The sequence below is a fragment of the Nonomuraea ceibae genome (genome assembly GCF_019396325.1).
Taxonomy (GTDB): Bacteria; Actinomycetota; Actinomycetes; order Streptosporangiales; family Streptosporangiaceae; genus Nonomuraea; species Nonomuraea ceibae.
Genome location: NZ_JAHKRO010000101.1, coordinates 13,067 through 33,912, shown reverse-complemented (window position 1 = coordinate 33,912; position 20,846 = coordinate 13,067). Strand labels below are relative to the sequence as shown.

The 20,846-nt window shown below is 73.9% G+C and carries 19 protein-coding genes; 10 read left to right on the top strand and 9 right to left on the bottom strand.

Translation table 11 applies throughout. The annotated features are described in order from the left end of the window. The 4 genes from KME80_RS38985 to KME80_RS38970 form a co-directional block, all read right to left on the bottom strand. A partial coding sequence (locus tag KME80_RS38985) for an AfsR/SARP family transcriptional regulator (RefSeq protein WP_219513976.1) occupies positions 1-763 on the bottom strand: 763 nt, incomplete at its 3' end. Between the two features lie 74 nt (positions 764-837). Next, entirely contained in the window at positions 838-1,602 is a 765-nt protein-coding gene (locus KME80_RS38980) for an SDR family NAD(P)-dependent oxidoreductase (RefSeq protein ID WP_219513974.1), read from the bottom strand. Between the two features lie 47 nt (positions 1,603-1,649). Continuing rightward, positions 1,650-2,189 (bottom strand): GNAT family N-acetyltransferase, encoded by a 540-nt coding sequence (locus KME80_RS38975; protein WP_246646467.1) that lies wholly within the window; start codon positions 2,187-2,189, stop codon positions 1,650-1,652. A 49-nt stretch (positions 2,190-2,238) separates the two neighbouring features. Further along, complete coding sequence (locus KME80_RS38970) at positions 2,239-2,709, bottom strand: hypothetical protein (RefSeq protein WP_219513966.1); 471 nt, start codon at positions 2,707-2,709, stop codon at positions 2,239-2,241. A gap of 243 nt (positions 2,710-2,952) precedes the next feature. Here KME80_RS38970 and KME80_RS38965 point away from each other — a divergent pair, with 243 nt between their 5' ends. The 5 genes from KME80_RS38965 to KME80_RS38945 are packed head-to-tail and all read left to right on the top strand — an operon-like array spanning position 2,953 to position 8,995. Then, positions 2,953-4,350, top strand: a complete 1,398-nt coding sequence (locus tag KME80_RS38965; RefSeq protein WP_219513960.1) for a CehA/McbA family metallohydrolase — start codon at positions 2,953-2,955, stop codon at positions 4,348-4,350. Between the two features lie 28 nt (positions 4,351-4,378). Continuing rightward, positions 4,379-5,386 carry an extracellular solute-binding protein gene (locus tag KME80_RS38960; protein WP_219513943.1) on the top strand — a complete coding sequence of 336 codons (1,008 nt, stop codon included), beginning with the start codon at positions 4,379-4,381 and terminating at the stop codon, positions 5,384-5,386. After that, on the top strand, positions 5,386-7,065 hold the full coding sequence (locus KME80_RS38955; protein ID WP_219513934.1) for an ABC transporter permease: 1,680 nt from the start codon (positions 5,386-5,388) through the stop codon (positions 7,063-7,065). Before KME80_RS38960 ends, KME80_RS38955 begins: the two co-directional genes overlap by 1 nt. After that, positions 7,065-8,102, top strand: coding sequence for an ABC transporter ATP-binding protein (locus KME80_RS38950; RefSeq protein WP_219513931.1), 1,038 nt, complete (start codon positions 7,065-7,067; stop codon positions 8,100-8,102). Before KME80_RS38955 ends, KME80_RS38950 begins: the two co-directional genes overlap by 1 nt. A gap of 29 nt (positions 8,103-8,131) precedes the next feature. Beyond that, entirely contained in the window at positions 8,132-8,995 is an 864-nt protein-coding gene (locus KME80_RS38945) for an LLM class flavin-dependent oxidoreductase (RefSeq protein ID WP_219513929.1), read from the top strand. Positions 8,996-9,025: 30 nt separating this feature from the next. Here the strand turns inward: KME80_RS38945 and KME80_RS38940 are convergent, their stop codons facing one another. Both KME80_RS38940 and KME80_RS38935 read right to left on the bottom strand, forming a co-directional pair. Continuing rightward, a complete protein-coding gene (locus tag KME80_RS38940) occupies positions 9,026-9,553 on the bottom strand; it encodes an AAA family ATPase (protein ID WP_219513927.1) in 528 nt (175 codons plus the stop codon). Between the two features lie 54 nt (positions 9,554-9,607). Then, positions 9,608-10,330 (bottom strand): L,D-transpeptidase family protein, encoded by a 723-nt coding sequence (locus KME80_RS38935; protein ID WP_219513926.1) that lies wholly within the window; start codon positions 10,328-10,330, stop codon positions 9,608-9,610. A 268-nt stretch (positions 10,331-10,598) separates the two neighbouring features. Between KME80_RS38935 and KME80_RS38930 the strand changes: the two genes are divergently transcribed. After that, entirely contained in the window at positions 10,599-11,117 is a 519-nt protein-coding gene (locus KME80_RS38930; protein ID WP_219513923.1) for a hypothetical protein, read from the top strand. Positions 11,118-11,363: 246 nt separating this feature from the next. Next, on the top strand, positions 11,364-15,383 hold the full coding sequence (locus KME80_RS38925) for an RHS repeat domain-containing protein (RefSeq protein ID WP_219513921.1): 4,020 nt from the start codon (positions 11,364-11,366) through the stop codon (positions 15,381-15,383). Positions 15,384-15,391: 8 nt separating this feature from the next. Here KME80_RS38925 and KME80_RS38920 read toward each other — a convergent pair whose 3' ends face one another. Next, the gene (locus tag KME80_RS38920) at positions 15,392-15,661 is read right to left on the bottom strand and encodes a hypothetical protein (protein ID WP_219513919.1); all 270 of its coding nucleotides are present in this window, start codon (positions 15,659-15,661) and stop codon (positions 15,392-15,394) included. A 94-nt stretch (positions 15,662-15,755) separates the two neighbouring features. Here KME80_RS38920 and KME80_RS38915 point away from each other — a divergent pair, with 94 nt between their 5' ends. Further along, positions 15,756-16,733, top strand: coding sequence for an acetylxylan esterase (locus tag KME80_RS38915; protein WP_219513917.1), 978 nt, complete (start codon positions 15,756-15,758; stop codon positions 16,731-16,733). Between the two features lie 49 nt (positions 16,734-16,782). Here the strand turns inward: KME80_RS38915 and KME80_RS38910 are convergent, their stop codons facing one another. Beyond that, positions 16,783-17,070 (bottom strand): Fe-S cluster assembly protein HesB, encoded by a 288-nt coding sequence (locus KME80_RS38910; protein WP_219513915.1) that lies wholly within the window; start codon positions 17,068-17,070, stop codon positions 16,783-16,785. 192 nt (positions 17,071-17,262) lie between these two features. Here KME80_RS38910 and KME80_RS38905 point away from each other — a divergent pair, with 192 nt between their 5' ends. Beyond that, positions 17,263-17,838 carry a DUF4142 domain-containing protein gene (locus KME80_RS38905; RefSeq protein WP_219513913.1) on the top strand — a complete coding sequence of 192 codons (576 nt, stop codon included), beginning with the start codon at positions 17,263-17,265 and terminating at the stop codon, positions 17,836-17,838. 131 nt (positions 17,839-17,969) lie between these two features. After that, the gene (locus KME80_RS38900; protein ID WP_219513911.1) at positions 17,970-18,827 is read left to right on the top strand and encodes a PRC and DUF2382 domain-containing protein; all 858 of its coding nucleotides are present in this window, start codon (positions 17,970-17,972) and stop codon (positions 18,825-18,827) included. A 72-nt stretch (positions 18,828-18,899) separates the two neighbouring features. Here the strand turns inward: KME80_RS38900 and KME80_RS38895 are convergent, their stop codons facing one another. Then, positions 18,900-20,540, bottom strand: coding sequence for an exo-alpha-sialidase (locus tag KME80_RS38895; protein WP_219513903.1), 1,641 nt, complete (start codon positions 20,538-20,540; stop codon positions 18,900-18,902). Positions 20,541-20,846 lie beyond the last annotated feature (306 nt).

Here is a 20,846-nt window from a genome sequence, read left to right as displayed (position 1 = left end):
GGCGGGGGGTCGGAGGGGAGGGGGTGGGGGGTGTGCCGTGGAGGAGGTGGAGGTGCAGGGCGCGGAGGTCGGGGCCGGGGTCGGTGCCGAGTTCGGCGGCCAGCAGGCGGCGGTAGGTCTCGAAGGCGGCCAGGGCTTCGGCCTGCCTGCCGTGGGCGGCGAGTGTGCGGAGGTGGAGGGCGCGCAGGCGCTCGCGCAGGGGGTGGGCGGCGGTGAGCTGCTCCAGCTCGGCCACGCCGCCCGGCGGCCGGTGCCCGGTGGCGAGCTCGGCCTCGATGCGGTCCTCCAGCGCGCCGAGCCGCAGCTCCTCCAGGCGTACGGCGGCCGAGGCGGCGAAGGGGAGGGCGGCGGCGTCGGCCAGCGGTTCGCCCCGCCACAGCGCCAGCGCGCCGGCGAGCGCGGGCAGGGCGGCGTCCGGGCGGCCCTGGCGCAGCGCCCGGTGCCCCTGGGCGGCGAGCCGTTCGAAGCGGGTCACGTCCACGCTGTCGCCGGGCAGGTCGAGCCGGTACCCGGCGGGTTCGGAGCGCAGGGCGTCGCGGCCGGGCAGGGCGCGGCGCAGCCGGGACACGAGCGAGTGCAGGGCCGGGGCCGGGTTGGCGGGGCCGCCGTCGGGCCACAGCGCCTCGGCCAGGGCGCGTGAGGTCACCATGCCGCCCGGGTCCAGGGCCAGCCGGATGAGCAGCGCCCGCAGCCGGAACCCGCCGACGTCGACCGGCCCCCCGTCCGCCACCACCTCCAGTGGCCCGAGCACCCCGATGCGCATGGCCCCACTCTGCCACGCCACGCCGGCCCCGGCGGGCGGCAGCCGGACCGGGAGGCGGCTGTCTCGGCGGGGCGCTAGTTCGGTGGGTCGAAGCGGCCGTCGACGGCGGTCCAGCCGCCGTCGACGTGGAGCACGGAGCCGGTGACGAAACTGGCCGCGTCGCTCGCCAGGTAGACGACCGCGCCGGCCATCTCCTCCGCCGTGGCCCACCGGCCCAGCGCGCTCTTGGCCGCGTAGGCGTCGTACCAGGCGGGGTTGTCCTTGATCTGCCTGGTCAGCGGCGTCTCGACGACGCCGGGCGCGATCGCGTTGACCCGCACCCCGGACGGCCCGAACTCGGCGGCGGCGGTGCGCAGGAGCTGCACCAGCCCGGCCTTGGTGGCCGAGTAGACGCCCTGGCCGGGTTCGGTCACGGAGGCGCGGATCGACGCGAAGCCGATGATGGAGCCGCGGCCCCGTTCGACCATGCCCGCGCCGAAGGCCCGGATCACCTCGAACGAGGCGCGCAGGTTCAGGTCGACGACCCGGTCGAACTCCTCGCCGGTGTAGTCGAGCAGCCGCTTGCGCACGTTCGTGGCGGCGGTGAACACGAGCACGTCGACGGGGTGTTCGGCCGCGGCGGCGGCGCGCAGCTCGCCGGTGTCGAGCACGTCGAGCAGCCGGGCGGCGCCACCGCAGCGCTCGGCGGTGGCGGTGGCGGCGGCCAGGTCGCGGTCGGCGCACACGACGTCGGCGCCGTGTGCGGCCAGCGCGAGCGCCGACTCCCTGCCGATGCCGCTGCCGGCTCCGATGACCACCGCACGCCGCCCGTCCAGGCGGAACAACCGCTCGTATGCCATGGAGGCACCCTAACGACTGGTCTGACCAGTGCACCAGGCCGGGTGGTTCAGGACCGGCGCGCCTCCCATTCCTCGCGGGTGATCTCGTACTCGACCTCGCCCTGGTCGGAGCCGTCGATCACGTCCGGCCAGTCCTGGAAGAACGTGCGCACGAAGCGCAGCCCGCACTTCTCCATGACGCGCCGCGAGCCGCGGTTGACCGTCATCGTCTCGGCGTACACGCGCCGGGCGCCGAGGGCGAAGGCGCGGTCGATGAGCGCCAGCGAGCCCTCGGTCGCGTAGCCCTTGCCCCAGGCCGCCTTGTGCAGCCGGTAGCCCAGCTCAGGCCCCTCGGCGGGGCCGTTCAGGAGGAACCAGCCGATGAACGTCTCCCCGTCGAACGCGGCGTAGAAGCCCCCGGCGGCGAACCTCGGCAGCGTCTCCCCGGTGATCACCTCGCGGGGGACCGGCTTGCCGCCGTTGAGGTAGCGCATCACCTCGGGGTCGTTGTGCAGGTCGTACAGGAGGTCGGCGTCGGCCTCGGTCTCGGTGAAGCGGCGCAGGGCCAGGCGGTCGGTCCGCAGGTAGAAGTCCACCCGCACACGCATACCACCCGGCTCCGGCGCGGTTCGACAGGTTTTCCGGTCCGGCCGGCGGTCACTTCGACAGGTAGAGGGTCTTCCAGGTGCCCGCGTACAGGCAGGTGAGGGAGGGCTTGGCGGCCTTGGGCTCGGCGCAGACCTTGAGCTCGACCTGGTAGACGTCCCCGTGGCTGATCGTGAAGTGCTTCGGGGTGCGGTAGGAGCAGTCGCGGGCCCAGCGGTGCCGGAACGGCAGCTCGCCGCCCGAGCGGTAGGTGATGCGGAAGACCGCCCACCCGCACGCGGCGCCGCGCGTGTTGTCGCGCACGGTGCCGCTGATCCGGACGGCGTCGGCGGTCGGCAGGTCGGCGTGGTCCTCCCCGGTGGCGGTCAGCGTGCCGGCCGCGACGGCGCGCTTCCCGGGAGCCTGGTACGGGCCCCACGACCCGGCGGAGGGGGCGGCGTGCGCGGCGGGGGCGAGGGCGGCGACGGTGATGGTGGCGGTGGCGGCGACTGCGAGACCGGCGAGGGCGCGGGAGAGGCTCATCGGAGGACCGTCCTTCCTGGTGGATGGCCTCACTGTGCGATGCGGCGGTTTCAACCGGCTTGCCGGTGAATGACCGGCGATTTCAACCGGCTTGCCGCACTCCGCCCCTCCTCGGAAAGCCGGGATGTCCCCGCGACCATACGACAGATTCACCTTATGTCTTAACAAACGTTGACTTTTTGTTCATCTCCCGGATAGAAAGCTGTCACTGATCGGCAAGGAAGACGGGAGTCCGGCGGCACCATGATCGGGGAGATCGAGCTGCTCAGCGTGGCCACCAGCCTGCCGGAGCCCGCGCTGGACCTGCACTACCTGCACTACCCGCTGGACGTCCCCGAGGGCGCGGGCGAGCTGGAGCTGGAGCTCGCCTACGACAAGGTCATGGACGTCGTCCAGATCTACGCGGTGCTCCTCGACCCCGCCGGAACGTTCCGGGGGCACGTGCAGTGTCCCGGCGGGCCGGGGCCGAGGCGGCTGGTGATCCGCGTCGGGCGGCACGACGCGACGCCGGGATGCGTCCCGGGCCCGGTCCCGCCCGGCCGGTGGACCGTACGCCTCGATCTCGACCGCCACAAGCGGGCCGCGCCGTACGAGCTGACCGTGCGCGCCCGCCCGGCCGGGGAGCCGGCGACGGCGGCGGCGCGGGCCGTGCCGCGCGAGCGTCCCGCGCCGGGGGAGGTCACGCGCGGCGGCGCCGGCTGGTACCGGGGCGAGCTGCACAGCCACTCCCACCACTCCGACGGCCGCAGGCCCGTCGCCGACCTGGTGCGGGCCGCCCGCGACGCCCGCCTGGACTTCCTGGCCGTCACCGACCACTTCACCTCCGCCCACTGGGACGACCTGGCGGCGCACGACGACGAGCTCGTGCTGCTGCGCTCGATGGAGCTCACCAGCCACCGCGGCCACGCCAACCTGCACGGCCTGTCGCGCTGGGTCGACACGTACGTGGACCGCCCCGAGCACACGATGACCCAGGTGGCCGCCGACGTGCACGAGCAGGGCGGGCTGCTCTGCGTCAACCACGCCTTCAGCGGCGACCAGGCGTGGCGGCGCTTCGACACCCCGTGGGACCGCGTCGACCTCATCGAGATCGCCCACCTCCAGCAGGGCGCCAACAACGACGCGCAGATCGGCCTGTGGGACCGGCTGCTCACGGCCGGGCACCGGGTGATCGGCGTCGCGGGCAGCGACTGCCACGACCCGCACGACCCGGCGCAGGCGCTCGGCCAGGTGGTGACCGTGGTGCACGCCGAGGAGGCGAGCCGGGCGGGGATCGTGGCGGGGCTGCGGGCCGGGCGGGTGGCCGTGTGGCGCGGCGCCGACCTCGACATGCGCGTGGACGGCGCGCCGATGGGGTCGAGCACCGGGCGCGGGCGGGTGCGCGTCGAGGTGGACGTGCGGGCGGACGAGCCGGTCGTGGTGTTCGTGCTGCGCGACGGGCTGATCATCGGCGTGGTCCCGGCCGGGGACCGGCCGGGGGAGTGGCAGCGGATCGCCGTCGAGGACGTGATCGACCGGCCCGGCTACTACCGGGCCGAGGCGCACGCCGACCCCGGCAGGCACGACCCCCGCTTCTGGGCCAGCTCGATGCGCGACCACAGCTCGCTGCGGGCCGCCGGCAACCCGGTATGGATCCGCTGAAACCCCCCTCAGATCAGGAGACACCACCATGCGGTACGGGATCATGCTCGGCGCGGTCACGCTGGCCCTGGCGGGCTGCTCGGGTGTGCTGACCAACAACGACGCGGGCGCCGGCCAGGGCGACGCGAACTCGCTCACGCTCTACTCCGTCAGCGGCCCCGAGGTCACGGACCCGATCCTGGCCGCGTTCAGGACCGCGCACCCCGACATCACCGTCAACAAGATCAGCCTGCCGGGCACCGGCGAGGCGTTCGCCCGTGTCAGGGCGGAGAAGGACCGGCCGCTCGGCGACGTCATCTGGGGCGGCTCGTCCGAGCTGTACTCGGCCAACGCCGACCTGATCGCCCCCGTCGAGCTGCCCAACGACGCCGCCACCGTGGCCAAGGACCCCAACCATGTCTGGCACGCCACCGACCTGCTCTTCCAGGCGATCGCCGTGAACACCGACAAGTTCCCCGACGCGAGCAAGCACCCCAGGACGTTCGCCGACCTGGCCGAGCCGGACTACCCCGGCGGCGAGATCGCCTTCGCCACCCCCAAGTCGTCCGGCACCTCCTACAGCCTGCTCACCACCATGGTCACGCTGCACGACTGGGAGTACGTGACCCGGTTCGCGAAGAACGCCCGGCTGCTCGACGGCTCCACGGCCATGTTCAACATGGTCAAGGACGGCGAGGTCGGCACCTCGTTCATCAACGAGGACCTGGGCGCCAAGTGGATCGAGGCCGGGGCCAAGATCAAGCTGATCTACCCGTCCGACGGCGTGTCCAGCCAGATCGGCTCCGCCGGAGTCATCAAGGGCGCCAAGCACCTGGAGGCGGCCAAGACGTTCGTGGACTTCCTGATGTCGAAGGAGGCCCAGCAGACGATGGTCGACCAGGTGCAGCGGCGCTCCTCCCGCGCCGACGTGTCCGCGCCGACCGGGCTGCCGCCGGTCGAGCAGCTCAAGCGGGCCGGCGTGGACGAGAAGTGGGCGGCCGGGCAGAAGGACGAGATCCTGGCCAAGTTCGACGACGCGGTCAAGAGCGCGGGCTGATGGCCGTCCGGTCCCGGTCCCGTTCCTCCCGGGCGAACTGGCGCGACCCGTGGCGGCTGGCCGGCCTCCTCGCCCTGCTCGTCCTGCTGATCTTCATCGTCTACCCGCAGCTGTGGATCGTCACGGCCGCGTTCACCTCCGACACGGGCGAGTTCACGCTCGACCGGTTCGCCGCGTTCGCCGCCGACGACCGGTTCACCGCGCCGCTGGTGCACAGCGTCGTCGTCAGCCTCGCCGTCGCGGCGGGCGCCGCGCTGGTGGCGGTGCCGCTCGCGTTCGTCATGGCCCGCTACCGGGTGCCCGGCCGGGAGGCCGTGCTCACGCTGCTGACGATGGCGACGACCTCGCCGCCGTTCCTCGGCGCGTACGCGTGGCTGCTGCTGCTCGGCAGCGGCGGCATCGTCACCAAGGCGGCCCGCGAGGCGGGGGTGCCGCTGCCGTTCGACTCGATCCTCGGCGTCGGCGGCATCATCTGGGTGGGCGTGTGGTTCACGTTCGCGCTGATCTTCCTCATGGTGTACGACGCGTTCCGGGCGGTCGACCCGGCGCTGGAGGAGGCCGCGCTGTCGGTCGGGTCCACGCCGTGGCGGGCGCACTGGAAGGTGACGCTGCCGCTGGCGGTGCCCGCGATCGTCACCGGCTGCTACCTGGCCGGGATGCGGATCTTCGCCGACTTCGGCACGCCCATGCTCATCGGCGGCGGCTACCAGATGCTGCCCGTCGTGGTCTACCAGAACTTCATGTCCGAGGTGGCCGCCAGCCCCGGCGTCGCCGCCACGGCCAGCATCGTGATGGTGCTCGTCTCCGGGCTCGCCCTGGTCGCGCAGCGGCGGATCGTCGCGCGGCGCTCGTTCGCCGTGACCGGCGGCCGGGAGCAGCCGCTGCGCGAGCTGCGCGGCCTGCCCAGAGCGCTGACGCTGGGCGGGATCTGGACGGCGCTGCTGCTCGGGTTCGTGCCGCACCTCGTGGTCGTCCTCACCAGCTTCCTGCGCTGGCAGTCGGGCATCCTGCAGTGGGAGCCGACGCTGGACAACTACCGGCGGCTGTTCGAGGAGTCGCTGCAGCCGATCGTGCTCAGCTTCGTCTTCGCCGGCATCGCCTGCCTGCTCGCGCTGGTCACGGGCGTGGTCGTGGCCTACATCGTGGCCCGCAAGCGCTTCCGGATCTCCGGCCCGCTGCTGAACAACCTCGTCATGGTCCCGTACATCCTGCCGGGCACGGTGTTCGCCATCGGGTTCATCCTGGCGTTCAACCATCTGCCGGTCATCCTCACCGGCACCGCGCTGATCATCGTGGTCGCCTACTTCATCCGGCGGCTCCCGTACGTGATGAAGTCCATCGAGACCGCGCTCGCCCAGGTGCACCCGTCGCTGGAGGAGGCCGCGATGAGCGTCGGCGCGCCGCCCAGGCGCAGCTTCCGCGACGTCGTCGTGCCGATCATCAGGCCCGCCGTCATCTCCGGCGGCACCGTCGGCTTCCTGCAGATGATCACCGAGCTGTCGGCCACCGTCATGCTGTACGCGGTGCCGTGGGTCACCATGACCGTGGTCATCTTCACCAACGCCATGCAGCCCGGCAGCCCGTTCGGCGTCGCCTCGGCCATGACCACCGTGCTGCTCGTGTCCGTCTACGTCCCCCTCTACCTGCTGCGCCGCCGCTACAACATCCGGAGCATCTGATGGACATCAGCATCGAGGGCGTCTCCAAGTCCTTCGGCGAGACCACCGCCCTGGAGTCGGTCGACCTGCGGGTGCCGTCGGGGCGGCTGGTCACGTTGCTCGGCGCGTCCGGCTGCGGCAAGACGACGCTGCTGCGCATCGTCGCCGGGTTCGAGACGGCCGACACCGGCAGCGTCCGGTTCGGCGAGCGCGACCTGGCCCGGGTGCCGGTGTGGAAGCGCCGCATCGGGTTCGTCTTCCAGAGCTACGCGCTGTGGCCGCACATGACCGTCGCCGAGAACGTCGCGTACGGGCTGCGCCTGCGCAAGCTGCCCAAGCAGGAGATCGCCGCCAAGGTGGCGGCCGGGCTGGCCATGGTCGGGCTGACCGGCCGCGAGCAGCGCAGGCCTGGCCAGCTCTCCGGCGGCCAGCAGCAGCGCGTCGCCCTGGCCCGCGCGCTCGCCCTGGAGCCCGACGTGCTGCTCATGGACGAGCCGCTGTCCAACCTGGACGCCAAGCTGCGGATCGAGATGCGCCGCGAGATCCGCCGCATCCAGCAGGAGACCGGCATCACCGCCGTCTACGTCACCCACGACCAGGACGAGGCGCTGGAGATCTCCGACCTGGTCGCCGTCATGAACGGCGGCCGCGTCGAGCAGATCGGCGCCCCCGAGGACGTCTACGACCGGCCGGAGACCACGTTCGTCGCCTCGTTCGTCGGCACCGTCACCCTGCTGAAGGGCGAGGTCACCGCCGACGGCGGGCTCGCGCTCGGCGGCGGCGCCACCGTCGCGCTCGGCCGGCCGCCCGGCCCGCCCGGCGCCGTCGTGAACGTCGCCCTGCGCCCCGAGGACCTGCGCCTCGTCGACGCCGGCGCCCAGTTCACCGGCACCGTGGTGCGCAGCAGCTTCCAGGGGTCCGGCCGCGAGTCCGTCGCCGAGCTGCCCGGCGGCGAGCACGTCACGTTCGAGCACCGCCGGCCGCTCGCCACCGGCGCCACCGTCGGGCTGGTGGCCGACCGCTTCACCGTCGTCGAACGCGACACGGGCCTCGCCTGAGCCCCGGACCGGCGGGTACAAAGGATCACATGACCGCACTCGGCGCCGTGTTCCGGCCCCAGCTCCCGCCCGAACGCCTCCGCGAGGTCGCCCAGGCCGCCGACGACGCCGGGCTGGAGCAGCTGTGGCTGTGGGAGGACTGCTTCTTCGAGGGCGGCGTCTCCACCGCCTCCGCCGCGCTCGCCTGGACCCGCAGGCTGCGCGTCGGCGTCGGGCTGCTGCCCGTCCCGCTGCGCAACGCCGCGCTGGCCGCGATGGAGGCCGCCGCGCTGCACCGGATGTTCCCCGGCCGGGCCGTCGTCGCCCTCGGCCACGGCGTGCAGACCTGGATGGGGCAGACCGGGGCGCGCGTGGAGTCGCCGCTCACGCTGCTGCGCGAGCACCTGGCGGCCACCCGGGCGCTGCTGCGCGGCGAGCGCGTCACCACGCAGGGGCGTTACGTGCGGCTCGACGACGTCGCCCTCGTGTGGCCGCCCGCCTCGCCGCCGCCGGTGCTCGCCGGCGCCACCGGGCCGCGCACCCTGCGCCTGTCGGGAGAGGCCGCCGACGGCACCGTCATCGTCGCCGGCACCGCCCCGGACGACGTACGGCGGGCGCGCCGGCTCATCGACGAGGGGCGGGAGGCGGCCGGGCGTGACGACCGGCACGAGCTCGTCTGCTACCTGCACGCCGCCACCGGCCCCGACGGGCCCGCCCGGCTCGAGGCCGAGACCGCCCTCGGCGGCAGGCCGGAGTACGGCGCCGCCGGGCCGGCCGCGGCGATCGCCGAGGCCGCCGCGCGGCTGGCCGAGGCCGGGGCCGACACCGTGATCCTGCAGCCCACCGGTGACGAGCCCGACCCGGCGGGCTTCGTCCGCTTCACCGCGGAAGAGGTGCGGCCCCTCCTCACCTGACCGAACGCCGTACCGGGACTCGTGGCGGCGTCAGGGGGCCCAGGCGGTGGCCTTCAGGACGGCGGCGGCCACGGCGGCGGGCGGGTCGTCCGCCACCTGCACCGTGACGTCGTCGACCTCGGCCGCGTCCAGGATGTCGTCGAGCTCGCCCGCGCGGGCCAGGTGCCAGCGCAGCCGCGCCTCGTCGCCGTCGTGCCGCCGGACCAGCCGCCGCCGGAGCGTGGCGGGCTCGACGCGCAGCCGGCACACGGTCAGGTCGACGCCGAGCGCCTCCCGGTAGCGTCCCCGCTCCTCCAGGCTCTCGATGACGCCCGCGAGGACCAGCCGCACGGCCCCCGCCTCCAGGTAGTTGCGGGCGACGCTGCGCAGGTTGCGCACGGTCATCGCCGAGTTGAACGGGTCGCCGGGCGGCGACGGCCAGGAGCGGCGCAGCCAGTCGAGGTCGAGCACGGCGCCGGGGACGCGGGCGTCGGCGAGCAGGTCGCCGAGCGCGTCAGCCACCGTGGTCTTGCCAGCGCCGACAGTGCCCGTGATCAGGAGGGCGCGGGCTGGGGACATGCGGCCATTCTGGCAGAGACCCCGTCCGGCCGGTCCGCGCCCCCGGCGGCCGGCTCACCTCCCGCCGCGCCGCACGTACACGGGCTCACCCACGTCGACCAGGCGATACAGCTTGTCGGCGGTGTCCATCGGCACCCGCACGCAGCCGTGGGAGGCGGGCCGCAGCGGCACCTTCGTCGACCCGTGCATCGCCACCCCGCCGACGAAGTACAGCGAGTTGTACATCGACCCGAGCGGCCCCGTCGTCCATCCCGGGGCCCGCTTGGTCACCCGGAAGTCACCCTCCGGGGTGCGCGCGATCCGGCAGCGGCCGCCCTCGCAGAACTGCACCCCGGCGCCGCTCGACATGTGGGAAACCAGCACCGGCCGCCGGTCGCGGTAAACGGCGAGAAGCTGGCGGCGCAGGTCGATCTCGACCCGGTCGCGGGGGCCGCCCGGCACCAGCGGGCGCATTCTCCGGGGACGTTCCAGGGCGCGCAGCACCTTGGCGTCGGCCACGTTGCGCGGGCGCATTCCCTGGCTCTTCTGGAACCCCCACACCGCGGCCCGGGTGGATTCGTCGAAGACCCCGTCGGCCTGTCCCCAGAAATAGCCGCCGGCCCGCAGCCGCCGCTGCATCTGCTTCACGGCGGGGCCCCGGTCGCCGGGCCGCAGCACGCCCGCCGGAGCGGCGGGATCGGCGGCCGCGCGGGCGGCGGGCGCGAGCGCCGCGGGTGCGGGGACTGCGGGAGCGAGGGGCAGTCCCAGGCCCACCGCGAGAACCAAGACGTTGATCATACGCCACTTCGTTTCCCTGTTCGGTGCATGCGCACCCCGGCGAAATGCCTTTTTCCGTAAAGGGCTGCGAGCCATTGTTGTCCCGCTAAATCCGGACAAATTGAATTTCGCTCTCACGCCTCGCGGAAATGGCGATCCTTTGATCATCCATTGCTGTTCGACTGGGTAAGAGTGATCGGGAGTGCGGGTATGTCTGCGGCTGTCGCGGAGCGAGCGAGTCGGCGCCCCGCGTCCAGATCGATAAACCCATGAACGGAAACGATCGCCCATGAACACTGAGAGTCGAGCGCCGCGCGCGCTCAAGCGGGTCGCCACCCTGGCCCTCGCGACTGCTGCCGCCAGCGTCATGCTTCTCCCGGCGGCGCAGGCCGCCGGCGCCAGCACGGCTCAGGTGGCCGGCACCGCCGTCCAGGCGGGCGTGGTCACCGGTGCGCACGAGAAGCCCCTCCTGGGCTGCCGTCACCGCCGCTGCGGGCACGGCTGGGGCCACCGCTGGTGGGGTGGCTGGCGCCACAAGTGCCACCGTCACCACCACCACTGCCGGCGCGGCCCGAGGGGCCCCGAGGGCCCGCGCGGCCCGCAGGGACCGGCGGGTCCGCAGGGCCCCCAGGGCCCTCCCGGAAAGGTCATCCACAAGCCGGTGTGGCCCCACAAGCAGCACGAGCTGGAGCCGTGGTGGGCGCACAACGACCACGACCACGACCGCGACTGGAACCGCGGCTGGGACGACGGTAACGGCTGGTGGGAAGGCTGGCGCCACCACGACCGCAACCACGACGACGACTGACCGGCGGGCGCGCCCGCGCGCCCGCCCGGCCTGACCGCTGATGCCGCACCCGTGCCACGGGTGCGGCATCCGCGCGTTGACGGCCTGATGCGCCGCCGCCTGCCCGGCTCCGTGCTCACCGTGCGTAGCCTGGAGCTCCACGGCTTGACTACAAGTCAGGATATGTGGTCGTCTCGTCACTTCTATTCGTAACGGGATGACTTCGGGGGGTTTCGCGCCATGCCATGCCGGCACGCCGTGGGCCGCGTGCTCGCTTCCACGTCCATGGCGATCGCCGCTCTGGCGGCCACCCCTCACCCGGCCCCGGCACACGCCGACCCGGCCCGCCCAGCGGCCCAGCCTGCCCGGACGGAGGCCCAGACTCCCCGCGCCGGGACCGTGCCGCCGGTGCCCACGCCGGCCGGCACGCCGGTGCGGGTCGCGCTGGAGCCGTCGCCCGCCCTGGCCGACCCCGGCGACGGGCAGACCGGCCCGGAGGCCCCCGAGGTGACCACCCCGGCGGGCCCGGCGCTCGCCGACGCCGTCGAGGCCGAGGCCCGCGAGAGCGCCCGGGCGCCGGAGACGCACCCTCAGGCGGACGACGGGCCGGAGAACGACGGGCCGGGCGACGACGGGCCGGGCGACGACGGGCGGGAGAACGGCGGGCCGGTGTCGCCGCGGGACGTGCTGCCCGCCGCCGACGGGGCCGCGCCGCTGGCGTTGCAGACCCCCGTCGCCGGGCTGTTCGGCAAGCTGGCCAAGCAGGTTCCCAGCCTGACGTACCGGCTGTGCGTGGAGAGCGAGCGGGTGCCCGTCTCCTGCTCGGGCCCGCAGCCGCTGGCCAAGCCGGTGGCCGCGGACGTGACCGGCGACGACAGGGCCGACGTGGCGGCGTACCTGCTGCCCGAGGCCGAGCCGGGGAAGTCCGCCGTCGGGCTCGGCTTCACGGTCAGGCGGCTGCCCGGCCGCCCGGCCGCCAGGGCCCGGGTGTGGGCCGAGTACGACGGCCGCGTCTCCGTGGGCTTCGGCGGCCTGCTGTCCGGCACCGACCGGGGCACGTTCACCGTCGACCTGTCGGGCGGCCATGTGAAGGCGAGCGTGACCCGTACGGACCCGGGGGCGTCCGCCACGACGGTGGCGGGGCTGACCGGGAAGGCGCTGGTGAGCCTGCGTCAGACGCCCGCCACCGGCCGTCTCACGGTGGACGCGAGCCTGGGCTCGCCGCGCCTGGACGTGACCGCGTCGGCCCCGGCCCGGGTGGAGGCGCTCGCGGTCACCGGCCGCCGCGTGACCCGGGCGGTGCTCGACCGGATGCCGAGGAGCGCCCGGGTGACGCTGGAGGGCGGCGGGGCGCGCTTCACCGCGCCGAGCCGGATCGGCCGCGCCGAGCTGCACGACCACCACTACAGCGAGGGCCGGCTCACCCGGCTGGCGAGCGTCGAGCTGCGCGACGTGCCGCCGGTCCTGACCGCCCGGTACGCGACCGAGCGCGGCAGGCAGGTGCTGACGTTCGGCACCGGGCGCGGCCGGGCCGGGGCGGCGCGCGTCCGCTACTACGACCGCGCGGCGGGCCGCGCCGTGCTGCGCGCCGGGCTCACCGGCCTGCCCGCCCGGCTGCGCCTGGTGAACGACCCGGCCGCGCACCGGGTGCGGCTGACGGCGAGCTCGCCCGTGGGCCGGTTCGAGGCCGTGCTCCAGCGCGGCGGCGGCGCGCTCGCCACCCCGCGCGGCGGCCACGTCACCATGATCAAGGACGGCGCCGCGTTCGGCGTCTCGGCGCTGCTGACCAAGCTGTCGGCGTTCGACGTCACGTACGGGGCGCGGCCGCGGGCGCGGCTGGAGTCGGGCGGCGGCCGGCCGTTCACCGGCGCGGCGAGCGTCGACGGGGCGCACCGGGCCAGGCTGGAGCTGTCGAACACGCCGCACGAGGTGGAGGTCACGCTCGACCCGGCGGGCAAGGCCGTCTACCGGTCCGCCGGCACGATCGGCGAGGTGCGCGCCGCCTACGCCAACACCCGTTCCGCCCTCGCCGTCGACGTCACCGCGCGGGGCGTGCGCGGCGACGCCGGCGCGTCGTGGGAGCTGGGGGAGCGGTCGAGGGCGGCCGTCTCGGGGTCCGCGCCGCTGCGCGAGATCCGGCTGCGCGCCCGGCGCGGTGGCGACGACCTGAGCGCCACGGTGACCGGCCCCGGCAGGCGCGCCGAGCTCGTCGCCGACACCGCCGCCAGGACGCTCACCTGGACCTCCGGCGCGCCCGTCCGATCGGTGGACGCGCTCGCCCGCGTCACCGCCGGCGGCCGGAAGGTGCGGGCCGCCGCCCGGGTGACCGGCGTGCCGGCCCGCTTCGACGCCTCCTGGGACCCGCGCGGCTACCGCTTCCGCGGCCTGTCCGGGCCGGTCGGCTCGGCGGCGCTCGCGTTCACCAACCACGACGGCGCCAAGGTCCCGGCGGGGCCGCACCTGGCCGCCCACTACGACGAGGAGTCCGGCGACCTGGACGCCGCCGTGCGGGTCAAGGGGCTGCGCTCGGTCGCGTTCACGCCGTCGGACGGCGGGTTCGCCGCCGACGTCCGGGCCGCCCGGCAGACGCTCGCGCTGTCGGCCGACGTCACGCGCGGCGACGTGCGCGCCGGGCTGCTCGGCACCGCCGGGCCCGCGCCCGGGCGGCTCGCGGTCTCGGTGTCGGGCGGGCAGGTCACGTACTCGGGCACCCGCATGGACGTGCGCGCCCGCGCCTGGGCCGGCAAGACCGGGGCGCTGCGCGACCTGAAGGACGCGCCCGCGCTGGACGACGGCATCTCGCTCGTCGACGGCGGCTGCCGGCCGGGCACGCGGGGGTGCGCGCCGGGCGCGTTCTGCGCCGAACGGGGCTGCTTCGCCGTCCGGGCCCACCTGGACGTGGCCGGGCTGCCGGAGAAGGTGACGGTGGACCCGGCCAGGAGGACGTTCACCTTCGACGGCTACCGGCCGGGCGGCCGCGGCCTCGGGCTCTACCTGGCCGGGACGGTCCTGCCGCCCGCGCCGGTCAAGGTCGCCGCCCGGCTCACCGGGCTGCCGTCGCGGATCACCCGCATGTCCCTGGGCCCGTTCGGCGTGACGCCCGGCCCGCAGGGGAACGTCGTCGAGGCCGCCTACCGCGTCGAGCCGGCGGCCACGCTGGGCGCGCTCACCGCGCACGCCGAGGCCGGGGGCGCGCGCGGGCGGGTCGCCGTCGCGCCGGTGCCCGCCGCCGTGGCCGTCCACGGCACGTACGGGGCGCGGACCCGCGTCAGGGTGATCAACTCCGCGCCGGTCGAGCGGCTCAGCGCCCAGGTGACGGTCCCGGGAGCCGGGAGCGGGGAGCTGCGGTTCACCGACGTGCCCGCCCGGTTCGGCGTGGACGCCGACGCCTCGGCCACCGGGCTGCGCGTCCCGGCCGTCACGTACAAGGCCGAAGGAGGCCTGTCCACGCTCGACGGCCTGCTCCGCGTGGACGGCGGGCTGGCCGACCGGTCCGGGCGGCTCGGGCACGTGTCGCTCTCCGTCACCGACCTGGCCGCCGACACCACCGTCAGGCTCGGCCCCGACCTGTCGGTGGACCTGGTGTCGCGGCCGGTGCCCACCGGCCGGGTCGCGCTGCGCGCCGGGCTCACCGTCGACCCGGTCGCCCGCCAGCGGGTGCGCGCCGCCCAGGACGTCCCCTACACCGGCGGCTTCCTGTCCTACCAGGTGAACGGCGACTTCGCGCTCGGCCGCAGCTCCGTCGCCGACCTGTCGCTGGCCGTGCGGAAGGTGTCGCGGCTCACGGTGCGGCCGGGGCGGGTCCCGTTCGGGCTGAAGGCGCCGGCGGCGCTCGGCTACCTGACGCCCGGCTTCGAGGGCGCCTACGACCGGCTCACGCTGCGTGCCCGCGGCGTCGACCTGCGGCCGGACGTCACGCTGGGCGTCCGGCTCAGCCGGGAGGTCGGCGCGGACGTCTTCCGCGAGTCGGTGCGCCTGGGCGCGGCCAGGTCGCTCGCGCCGCGCCGCTACGACCAGCGGCTGCGCCGCATCTCCACCCGTCCGCAGATCGCGGCGGCCGGGATCCGGCTCGCCTGCCTGGCGGTCAGCGCCAAGCCGGGGTTCGCGGCGCGGGGGAAGGGCGACTCCATCACGCTGCGCGGTGCGGTCGGGCCGCAGATGGTGTCGTTCCTGGACCCCGGCGGCCAGACGCCCGACTACGCGGTCGACCTGCTCACCCACTTCATGTCGCCGTTCCCCGGCGCCGTGTGGAAGGTGGACGCGCGCGCCGGGGGCTGCCGGGCGTAGGCGGCGGTTCAGTCGAGCGGGTGGCCCAGGCGGATGAGGCGGCGCCCGCCGCGCTCGACGACCTCGCTCACCGTCCACACGCGCTCGGCCACCACCGTGCCGTCCATGGTCATGTAGCCGCCCACCCGCAGCACCGGGCGGCCGGTGTCGTCGAGGGTCAGCTCCGCGCGCGACTCGGAGTCGTCGCCGAAGCGCAGCAGCAGGTCGTCGAACTCGACCGGCGCGTCCAGGATCATGCCGGGGGCCAGCCGGGGGTCGGAGGTCTCGATGAGGTCCATCCGCCCGCACTACCCAGGAAAACGGGGGATAGCGGTTACCAGGGTCCATGCGATGAAATATCTCCGGACCCTCAACAAAGGCTGGAGTTTCGCAGTGCCCCTGTTCGATCTGCCGCTTGACCAGCTCCGTGACTACCGCCCGGAACGCGACGAGCCCGCCGACTTCGACGACTTCTGGGCCCGTACGCTGAGCGAGGCGCGCGAGTTCGCCCTGGACGCCGTCTACACCCCCTACGACGCTCCCTACGCCCACGTGGACGCGTTCGACGTCTCCTTCTCCGGCTGGGGCGGGCACCGGATCAACGGCTGGTTCCTGACGCCGCGCGGCGCCGACGGTCCGCTGCCCTGCGTCATGCACTACATCGGCTACAGCGGCGGGCGCGGCTTCCCGCACGACCACCTGCTGTGGCCGGCGGCCGGGTACGCGGTGTTCGTCATGGAGACGCGCGGCCACGGCGGCGCGAACTTCGCCAGCCCGGGCACCACCGCCGACCCGCACGGCAGCGCCAACGCGCAGGCCCCCGGCATGATGACGCGCGGGATCATGGACCCGGACGACTACTACTACCGGCGCGTGTTCACCGACGCGGTGCGGGCGGTCGACGCGGCGGCGGAGCACCCCGCCGTCGATCCCGGCCGGATCGTCGTCTCCGGCGGCAGCCAGGGCGGCGGCATCGCGCAGGCCACGGCCGCGCTGCACCCGGGGGTCCTGGCGGCGCTCGTCGACGTGCCGTTCCTGACGCACTTCCGCCGGGCCGTCGAGATCACCGACCGCGACCCGTACCAGGAGGTCGTGCGCTTCCTGGCGAGCCGGCGCGAGGTCGCCGACCAGGTGTTCCGCACGCTGTCGTACTTCGACGGGATGAACTTCGCCGCCCGCGGCCGGGTGCCGGCGCTGTACTCGGTGGCGCTGATGGACCAGACCTGCCCGCCCTCGACGGTGTTCGCGGGCTACAACCACTGGCAGGGCGCCAAGGAGATCACCGTCTGGCCGTGGAACGACCACGAGGGCGGCAGCGGCTACCAGCGTGAGGAGCAGCTCCGCTACCTGCACAAGCTGCTGTCCGCCTGACACGCCGCCGGTCCGGTACGGGCGCGTACCGGACCGGAAGCGTGTGTGGTCAGGCTGGGCGGTCGGTGACCAGGAACGACACCGCCCCCTGGTCGTCGGCGCCCGCGTCGAGTGACTTGTCCTCCAGCACCGTGGCGGCCACCGGGTCGAGGTAGACGCGGGCCCCCTCGGCCTCCACCACCTCGTCGGCCGGCTCCGGAGCCGTCGCCAGCGACAGGGTCAGCGAGTTCGCGCTGTCGCCCTGGGACGAGATGCGGATGCCGCTCTGGGCCGGCTGAGGCGCCGTCGCCGTCAGGTCGCGGATGGCCTGCGCTGCGTTGGCTGTCAGGGTGAGCACCAGGGCTCCTCCTCGTTTTCGACGTACATGAGTTGCCTGCCCTTCCCCCTTCCACCGGACCCAACCATCCGCGGCCGAAATCTTTACCGTTCGGTGCGCGCCGCCCGGCGCGGCATGGCGCGGCGGAGAACGCGAACACCTTATTACTGTTCGTGGTTGACATCTCGCTGACAGTGATTCGGGGGACCGTTCATGCGTATCCGATCTCTTGCCCTGCTGGTGGCGGCGGGGGCCGCCGCTGCCGCCGTGTCCGGCTGCGCCGACGCCAGGACCTCGGCGGGGCTGCAGTCGCCCGCCCCCTCGCCCACGGCGACGGGCACGGCCTCCCCGGGGGCGCTGTCCGACCAGGACCGGATCTGGATGAAGAAGATCCACCAGGGCAACCTGGCCGAGATCCAGGCCGGTGAGCTCGCGGCGGACAAGGCGACCGGGGCCAAGGTCAAGGAGGTGGGCGAGCTGCTGGTCAAGGACCACACCGCGCTGGACGAGCAGCTCACGGCCGCCGCCGGGAAGCTGGGCGTCAAGCTGCCGTCGAGCGCGACGAGCACGCAGAAGAAGGTCATCCAGGCGCTGGAGTCGGCCGCCAAGGCGGACTTCGACGAGGAGTTCCTCGCGGCGATGCGGGCCGAGCACCGCAAGGCCGTCGCCGAGACGCAGGTGGAGCTGAAGAAGGGCTCCTCGCCCGAGGTGAAGGCGATGGCCGAGGACGCGCTGCCCAAGCTGCAGCACCATCTGGACATGATCAAGGAGGCCGGGGCGGGGAACTGAATCCCGGGATCCGGCAAAACCTGCCCGTCAGGCGTGCGCTTATAGAAATGCGGGGTATTTGTCCGATTTGAGCCACCTGTCGGCCATGACATAGGCCGCGGGACGAACAATTCGGGGGAATCGTCGTGGCTATGCAAACAGAGATCCGCAGTCTGCTCGACTGCCATGTCATCGGCTCGGACGGCCAGCACATCGGCAAGGTGGGCCAGGTCTTCCTCAGCGACCGCACCGGCGAGCCGGAGTGGGTGACGGTGCGCACCGGCATGTTCGGCATGCGGCAGACCTTCGTGCCGCTGGCCGGCTCGCGCCGCTCGGGCGGGGAGATCCGCGCCCCGTACGACAAGGAGACCATCAAGGGCGCGCCCAACGTCGACGTGGACGACCGCCTGACCCTGGAGGAGGAGGCCGCGCTCTACCGCTACTACGGCCTGCAGCCGTCGAACATCCCGACCCAGCGCAAGCCCGAGACGGGCACCGGCACGACCGGCACGACCGGGACGACCACGGGCAGGGGCACGGCGGCGGGCACAGCGGCGGGCGCCGGCCAGGCGATGCGCGGGCGCGAGCGCGATCGCGAGGGCGACATCGACATGACCCGCTCCGAGGAGCACATGCACGTCGGCAAGGAGCGCCGCGAGGCCGGCCACGTGCGGCTGCGCAAGTACGTCGAGAGCGAGGACGTCGAGGAGACCGTGCCGCTCGCGCACGACGAGGTCGTGATCGAGCGTGAGCCCATCAAGGACGGCAGCACCACGGACGCCAGGATCGGCGAGGACGAGGAGGTCATCACCCTGTACGAGGAGCGGCCCGTCGTCGGGACCGAGACCACGCCGGTCGAGCGGGTGCACGTGCACAAGGAACGGGTCAGCCGCGAGGAGAAGGTGCGCGGCAAGGTCCGCAAGGAGCACCTCGACGTGGAGCAGGACCAGGACGGCAGGCCCCTGGAGGAGGGCGTCCGCCGCGACCGCGACAGGCGCGGCGACCGCTGAGCGGGCGGCCGCCGGGCCGGATGTGGCGGGAGCGCACCGCGTTTCCCGCCATTTCCCAATAAAGTTAGAGATTCAATCGAATATTGAATTGTCAAGTTCAGTCATGTTGCCTGTCAGAAGCTTTTTGCGAGGCTTGACATAAAGCTCGACCTCGTTGAGCATCGCGCAGGTCGCGCCGATCTCGGAATCGCATCCCGCGCTCTCCTCGGCGACGATTCTGACGTGCCTGCCCCTGACCGGCGGGTCGAACGTCACATGGCGCAGCGCGTAATCGGTGCGGTCCGTGACCGTCGCCACCGGCTCGCCCCAGGAGACCCCGTCGTCCGAGACGTACACGCGGGCGCTCGCCGGATGCCCCGGCCGCAGGCTGAGCCCGAGTCGGGTGAACCGCTGCCGCTTGCCGAAGCCGAGCGTGAGCGTGCCGGGCCTGCCGGCGGCCACCGCGCCCGACCAGTAGGCGGTGCTCCCGTCGAAGGCCCCCTCCGCGCGCGTGCGCGGGCGTGACGGGCTCGACCAGGTCATCGTCGACTCCACGGTGAGCGCGCCCGACCGGTGCAGCGCCGCCAGGTCCAGCCTGCCCGGGGCCGGCTCCGGCAGGTCGATCGTCCGGTGCCGGATCCCGTACCAGCTCCCGTGCTCGAACAGCCCGCTGTCCGGGCAGGCGGTCTCGTTGAGGCCGCCGCCGGGCAGCAGCCCAGGGAGCTTGCAGTTGTCGAACACCTGCAGCAGCCGGTGCGGCCCGACCGCCGCGATGCCGGTGTAGCCGGACGTGCCGTGCGCGTCGTAGACGCCGTCGCGGTTGTGGTAGGTGACCCGCGGGTCCTCCCACGTCTCGCCGAGCCCGTCGGGTGAGAGCGCCAGCCACACGTCCGGGCGGCCCGCGCTCAGCACCAGGGTCCCGCCCGGCATCAGCAGCAGCCGCGGCGCCACCCCGCGCACCACGCAGTCCTGGCCGGCGAAGGTCAGCTCGCGCACCGGCGACCAGGTGACGCCGCCGTCGGCCGAGCGGCTGGTGGCCAGCGTGGCGTACTGGCCGCCCTCGCGGCGCAGCACCGCCAGCAGGCTGCCGTCGGCCGTCTGCTCGATCGCCGCCTCGTTGTACACGTGGACGCCGGACGGCCTTGCGATGACGCCGCGCCGGGTGAACGTCCTGCCGCCGTCCGCGCTGGCGTACACCTCGGCCTGGTGCTTGCCGGTGTCGGTGTAGCGGGTGTAGACGCTCACCAGGATCGTGCCGTCGGCGAGCTGGATCGGCAGCCCGTGCGCCACCCCGCCGCCGATCAGCTCGCCGGGGCTGGTGAACGTGGCCTCGGTGCGCGTCCACGGCTGCCCGAGCCCCGGGGAGGTGAACACGCCGAGCCGGTTGGTGTGCTCGTCCTGCCTGGTCAGGTAGTACGCGGTGGCGAACAGGCCGCCGTCGTGGAGCTGGATCGGCGCCTCGCGCAGCGGCGTGTCGGCGGGCGCGCCGAACGTCAGGCCGCCGTCCGTGGACGCGGCCTCGGCGCTCTTGTACGACTCCATCACGGCGTCGGCGTTCCGGGAGTACGTGACGAGCACCCGCTGCGACGGCGACCCGTCGGCCTCCGCCGTGTCGATCGCCACGGCGTTCGGGAAGCCGGCGAAGTCCAGCCGCTGCCGCGCGTCGGGCTCGGCCGCCGGGGGGCGCGGGGCCGGGTGGATCCAGCCCGGCTCGGTCAGCCGCGTGTCGGGCACCCGGCAGTACGCGACCCCCGCCGCGCTCCGGGTCGCGGGCAGCAGTGGCAGGAGGCAGGCCGCCGCGACGACCGCGACGGAGCCCGCGTATCGGGGTCCCCCGCTGTAACCGCGGGGTCGCCTTTTCCCGGCCTCAGGGGACGTTCATCTTGCCTTTGCGCCATATCCGGACTGTAGATCACGAAAGGCGCGATGAGCCGCATTTACCTGACGAGTCCTGCCGAAACGGCGCACGGGCGCGGCTGGAGCGGCGTTCGGGGCGCCCTGCGGCGGGCGAGGCGCTTGCCCAGCCTGCCGAACGGTAAA

Coding starts and splice junctions, on each gene's coding strand:
- KME80_RS38970 (WP_219513966.1), bottom strand. CDS start 2,709: ATGAGCCTCTCCCGCGCCCTCGCCGGTCTCGCAGTCGCCGCCACCGCC.
- KME80_RS38965 (WP_219513960.1), top strand. CDS start 2,953: ATGATCGGGGAGATCGAGCTGCTCAGCGTGGCCACCAGCCTGCCGGAG.
- KME80_RS38980 (WP_219513974.1), bottom strand. CDS start 1,602: ATGGCATACGAGCGGTTGTTCCGCCTGGACGGGCGGCGTGCGGTGGTC.
- KME80_RS38940 (WP_219513927.1), bottom strand. CDS start 9,553: ATGTCCCCAGCCCGCGCCCTCCTGATCACGGGCACTGTCGGCGCTGGC.
- KME80_RS38905 (WP_219513913.1), top strand. CDS start 17,263: ATGCGTATCCGATCTCTTGCCCTGCTGGTGGCGGCGGGGGCCGCCGCT.
- KME80_RS38930 (WP_219513923.1), top strand. CDS start 10,599: ATGAACACTGAGAGTCGAGCGCCGCGCGCGCTCAAGCGGGTCGCCACC.
- KME80_RS38920 (WP_219513919.1), bottom strand. CDS start 15,661: ATGGACCTCATCGAGACCTCCGACCCCCGGCTGGCCCCCGGCATGATC.
- KME80_RS38950 (WP_219513931.1), top strand. CDS start 7,065: ATGGACATCAGCATCGAGGGCGTCTCCAAGTCCTTCGGCGAGACCACC.
- KME80_RS38975 (WP_246646467.1), bottom strand. CDS start 2,189: ATGCGTGTGCGGGTGGACTTCTACCTGCGGACCGACCGCCTGGCCCTG.
- KME80_RS38945 (WP_219513929.1), top strand. CDS start 8,132: ATGACCGCACTCGGCGCCGTGTTCCGGCCCCAGCTCCCGCCCGAACGC.
- KME80_RS38935 (WP_219513926.1), bottom strand. CDS start 10,330: ATGATCAACGTCTTGGTTCTCGCGGTGGGCCTGGGACTGCCCCTCGCT.
- KME80_RS38955 (WP_219513934.1), top strand. CDS start 5,386: ATGGCCGTCCGGTCCCGGTCCCGTTCCTCCCGGGCGAACTGGCGCGAC.
- KME80_RS38960 (WP_219513943.1), top strand. CDS start 4,379: ATGCGGTACGGGATCATGCTCGGCGCGGTCACGCTGGCCCTGGCGGGC.
- KME80_RS38900 (WP_219513911.1), top strand. CDS start 17,970: ATGCAAACAGAGATCCGCAGTCTGCTCGACTGCCATGTCATCGGCTCG.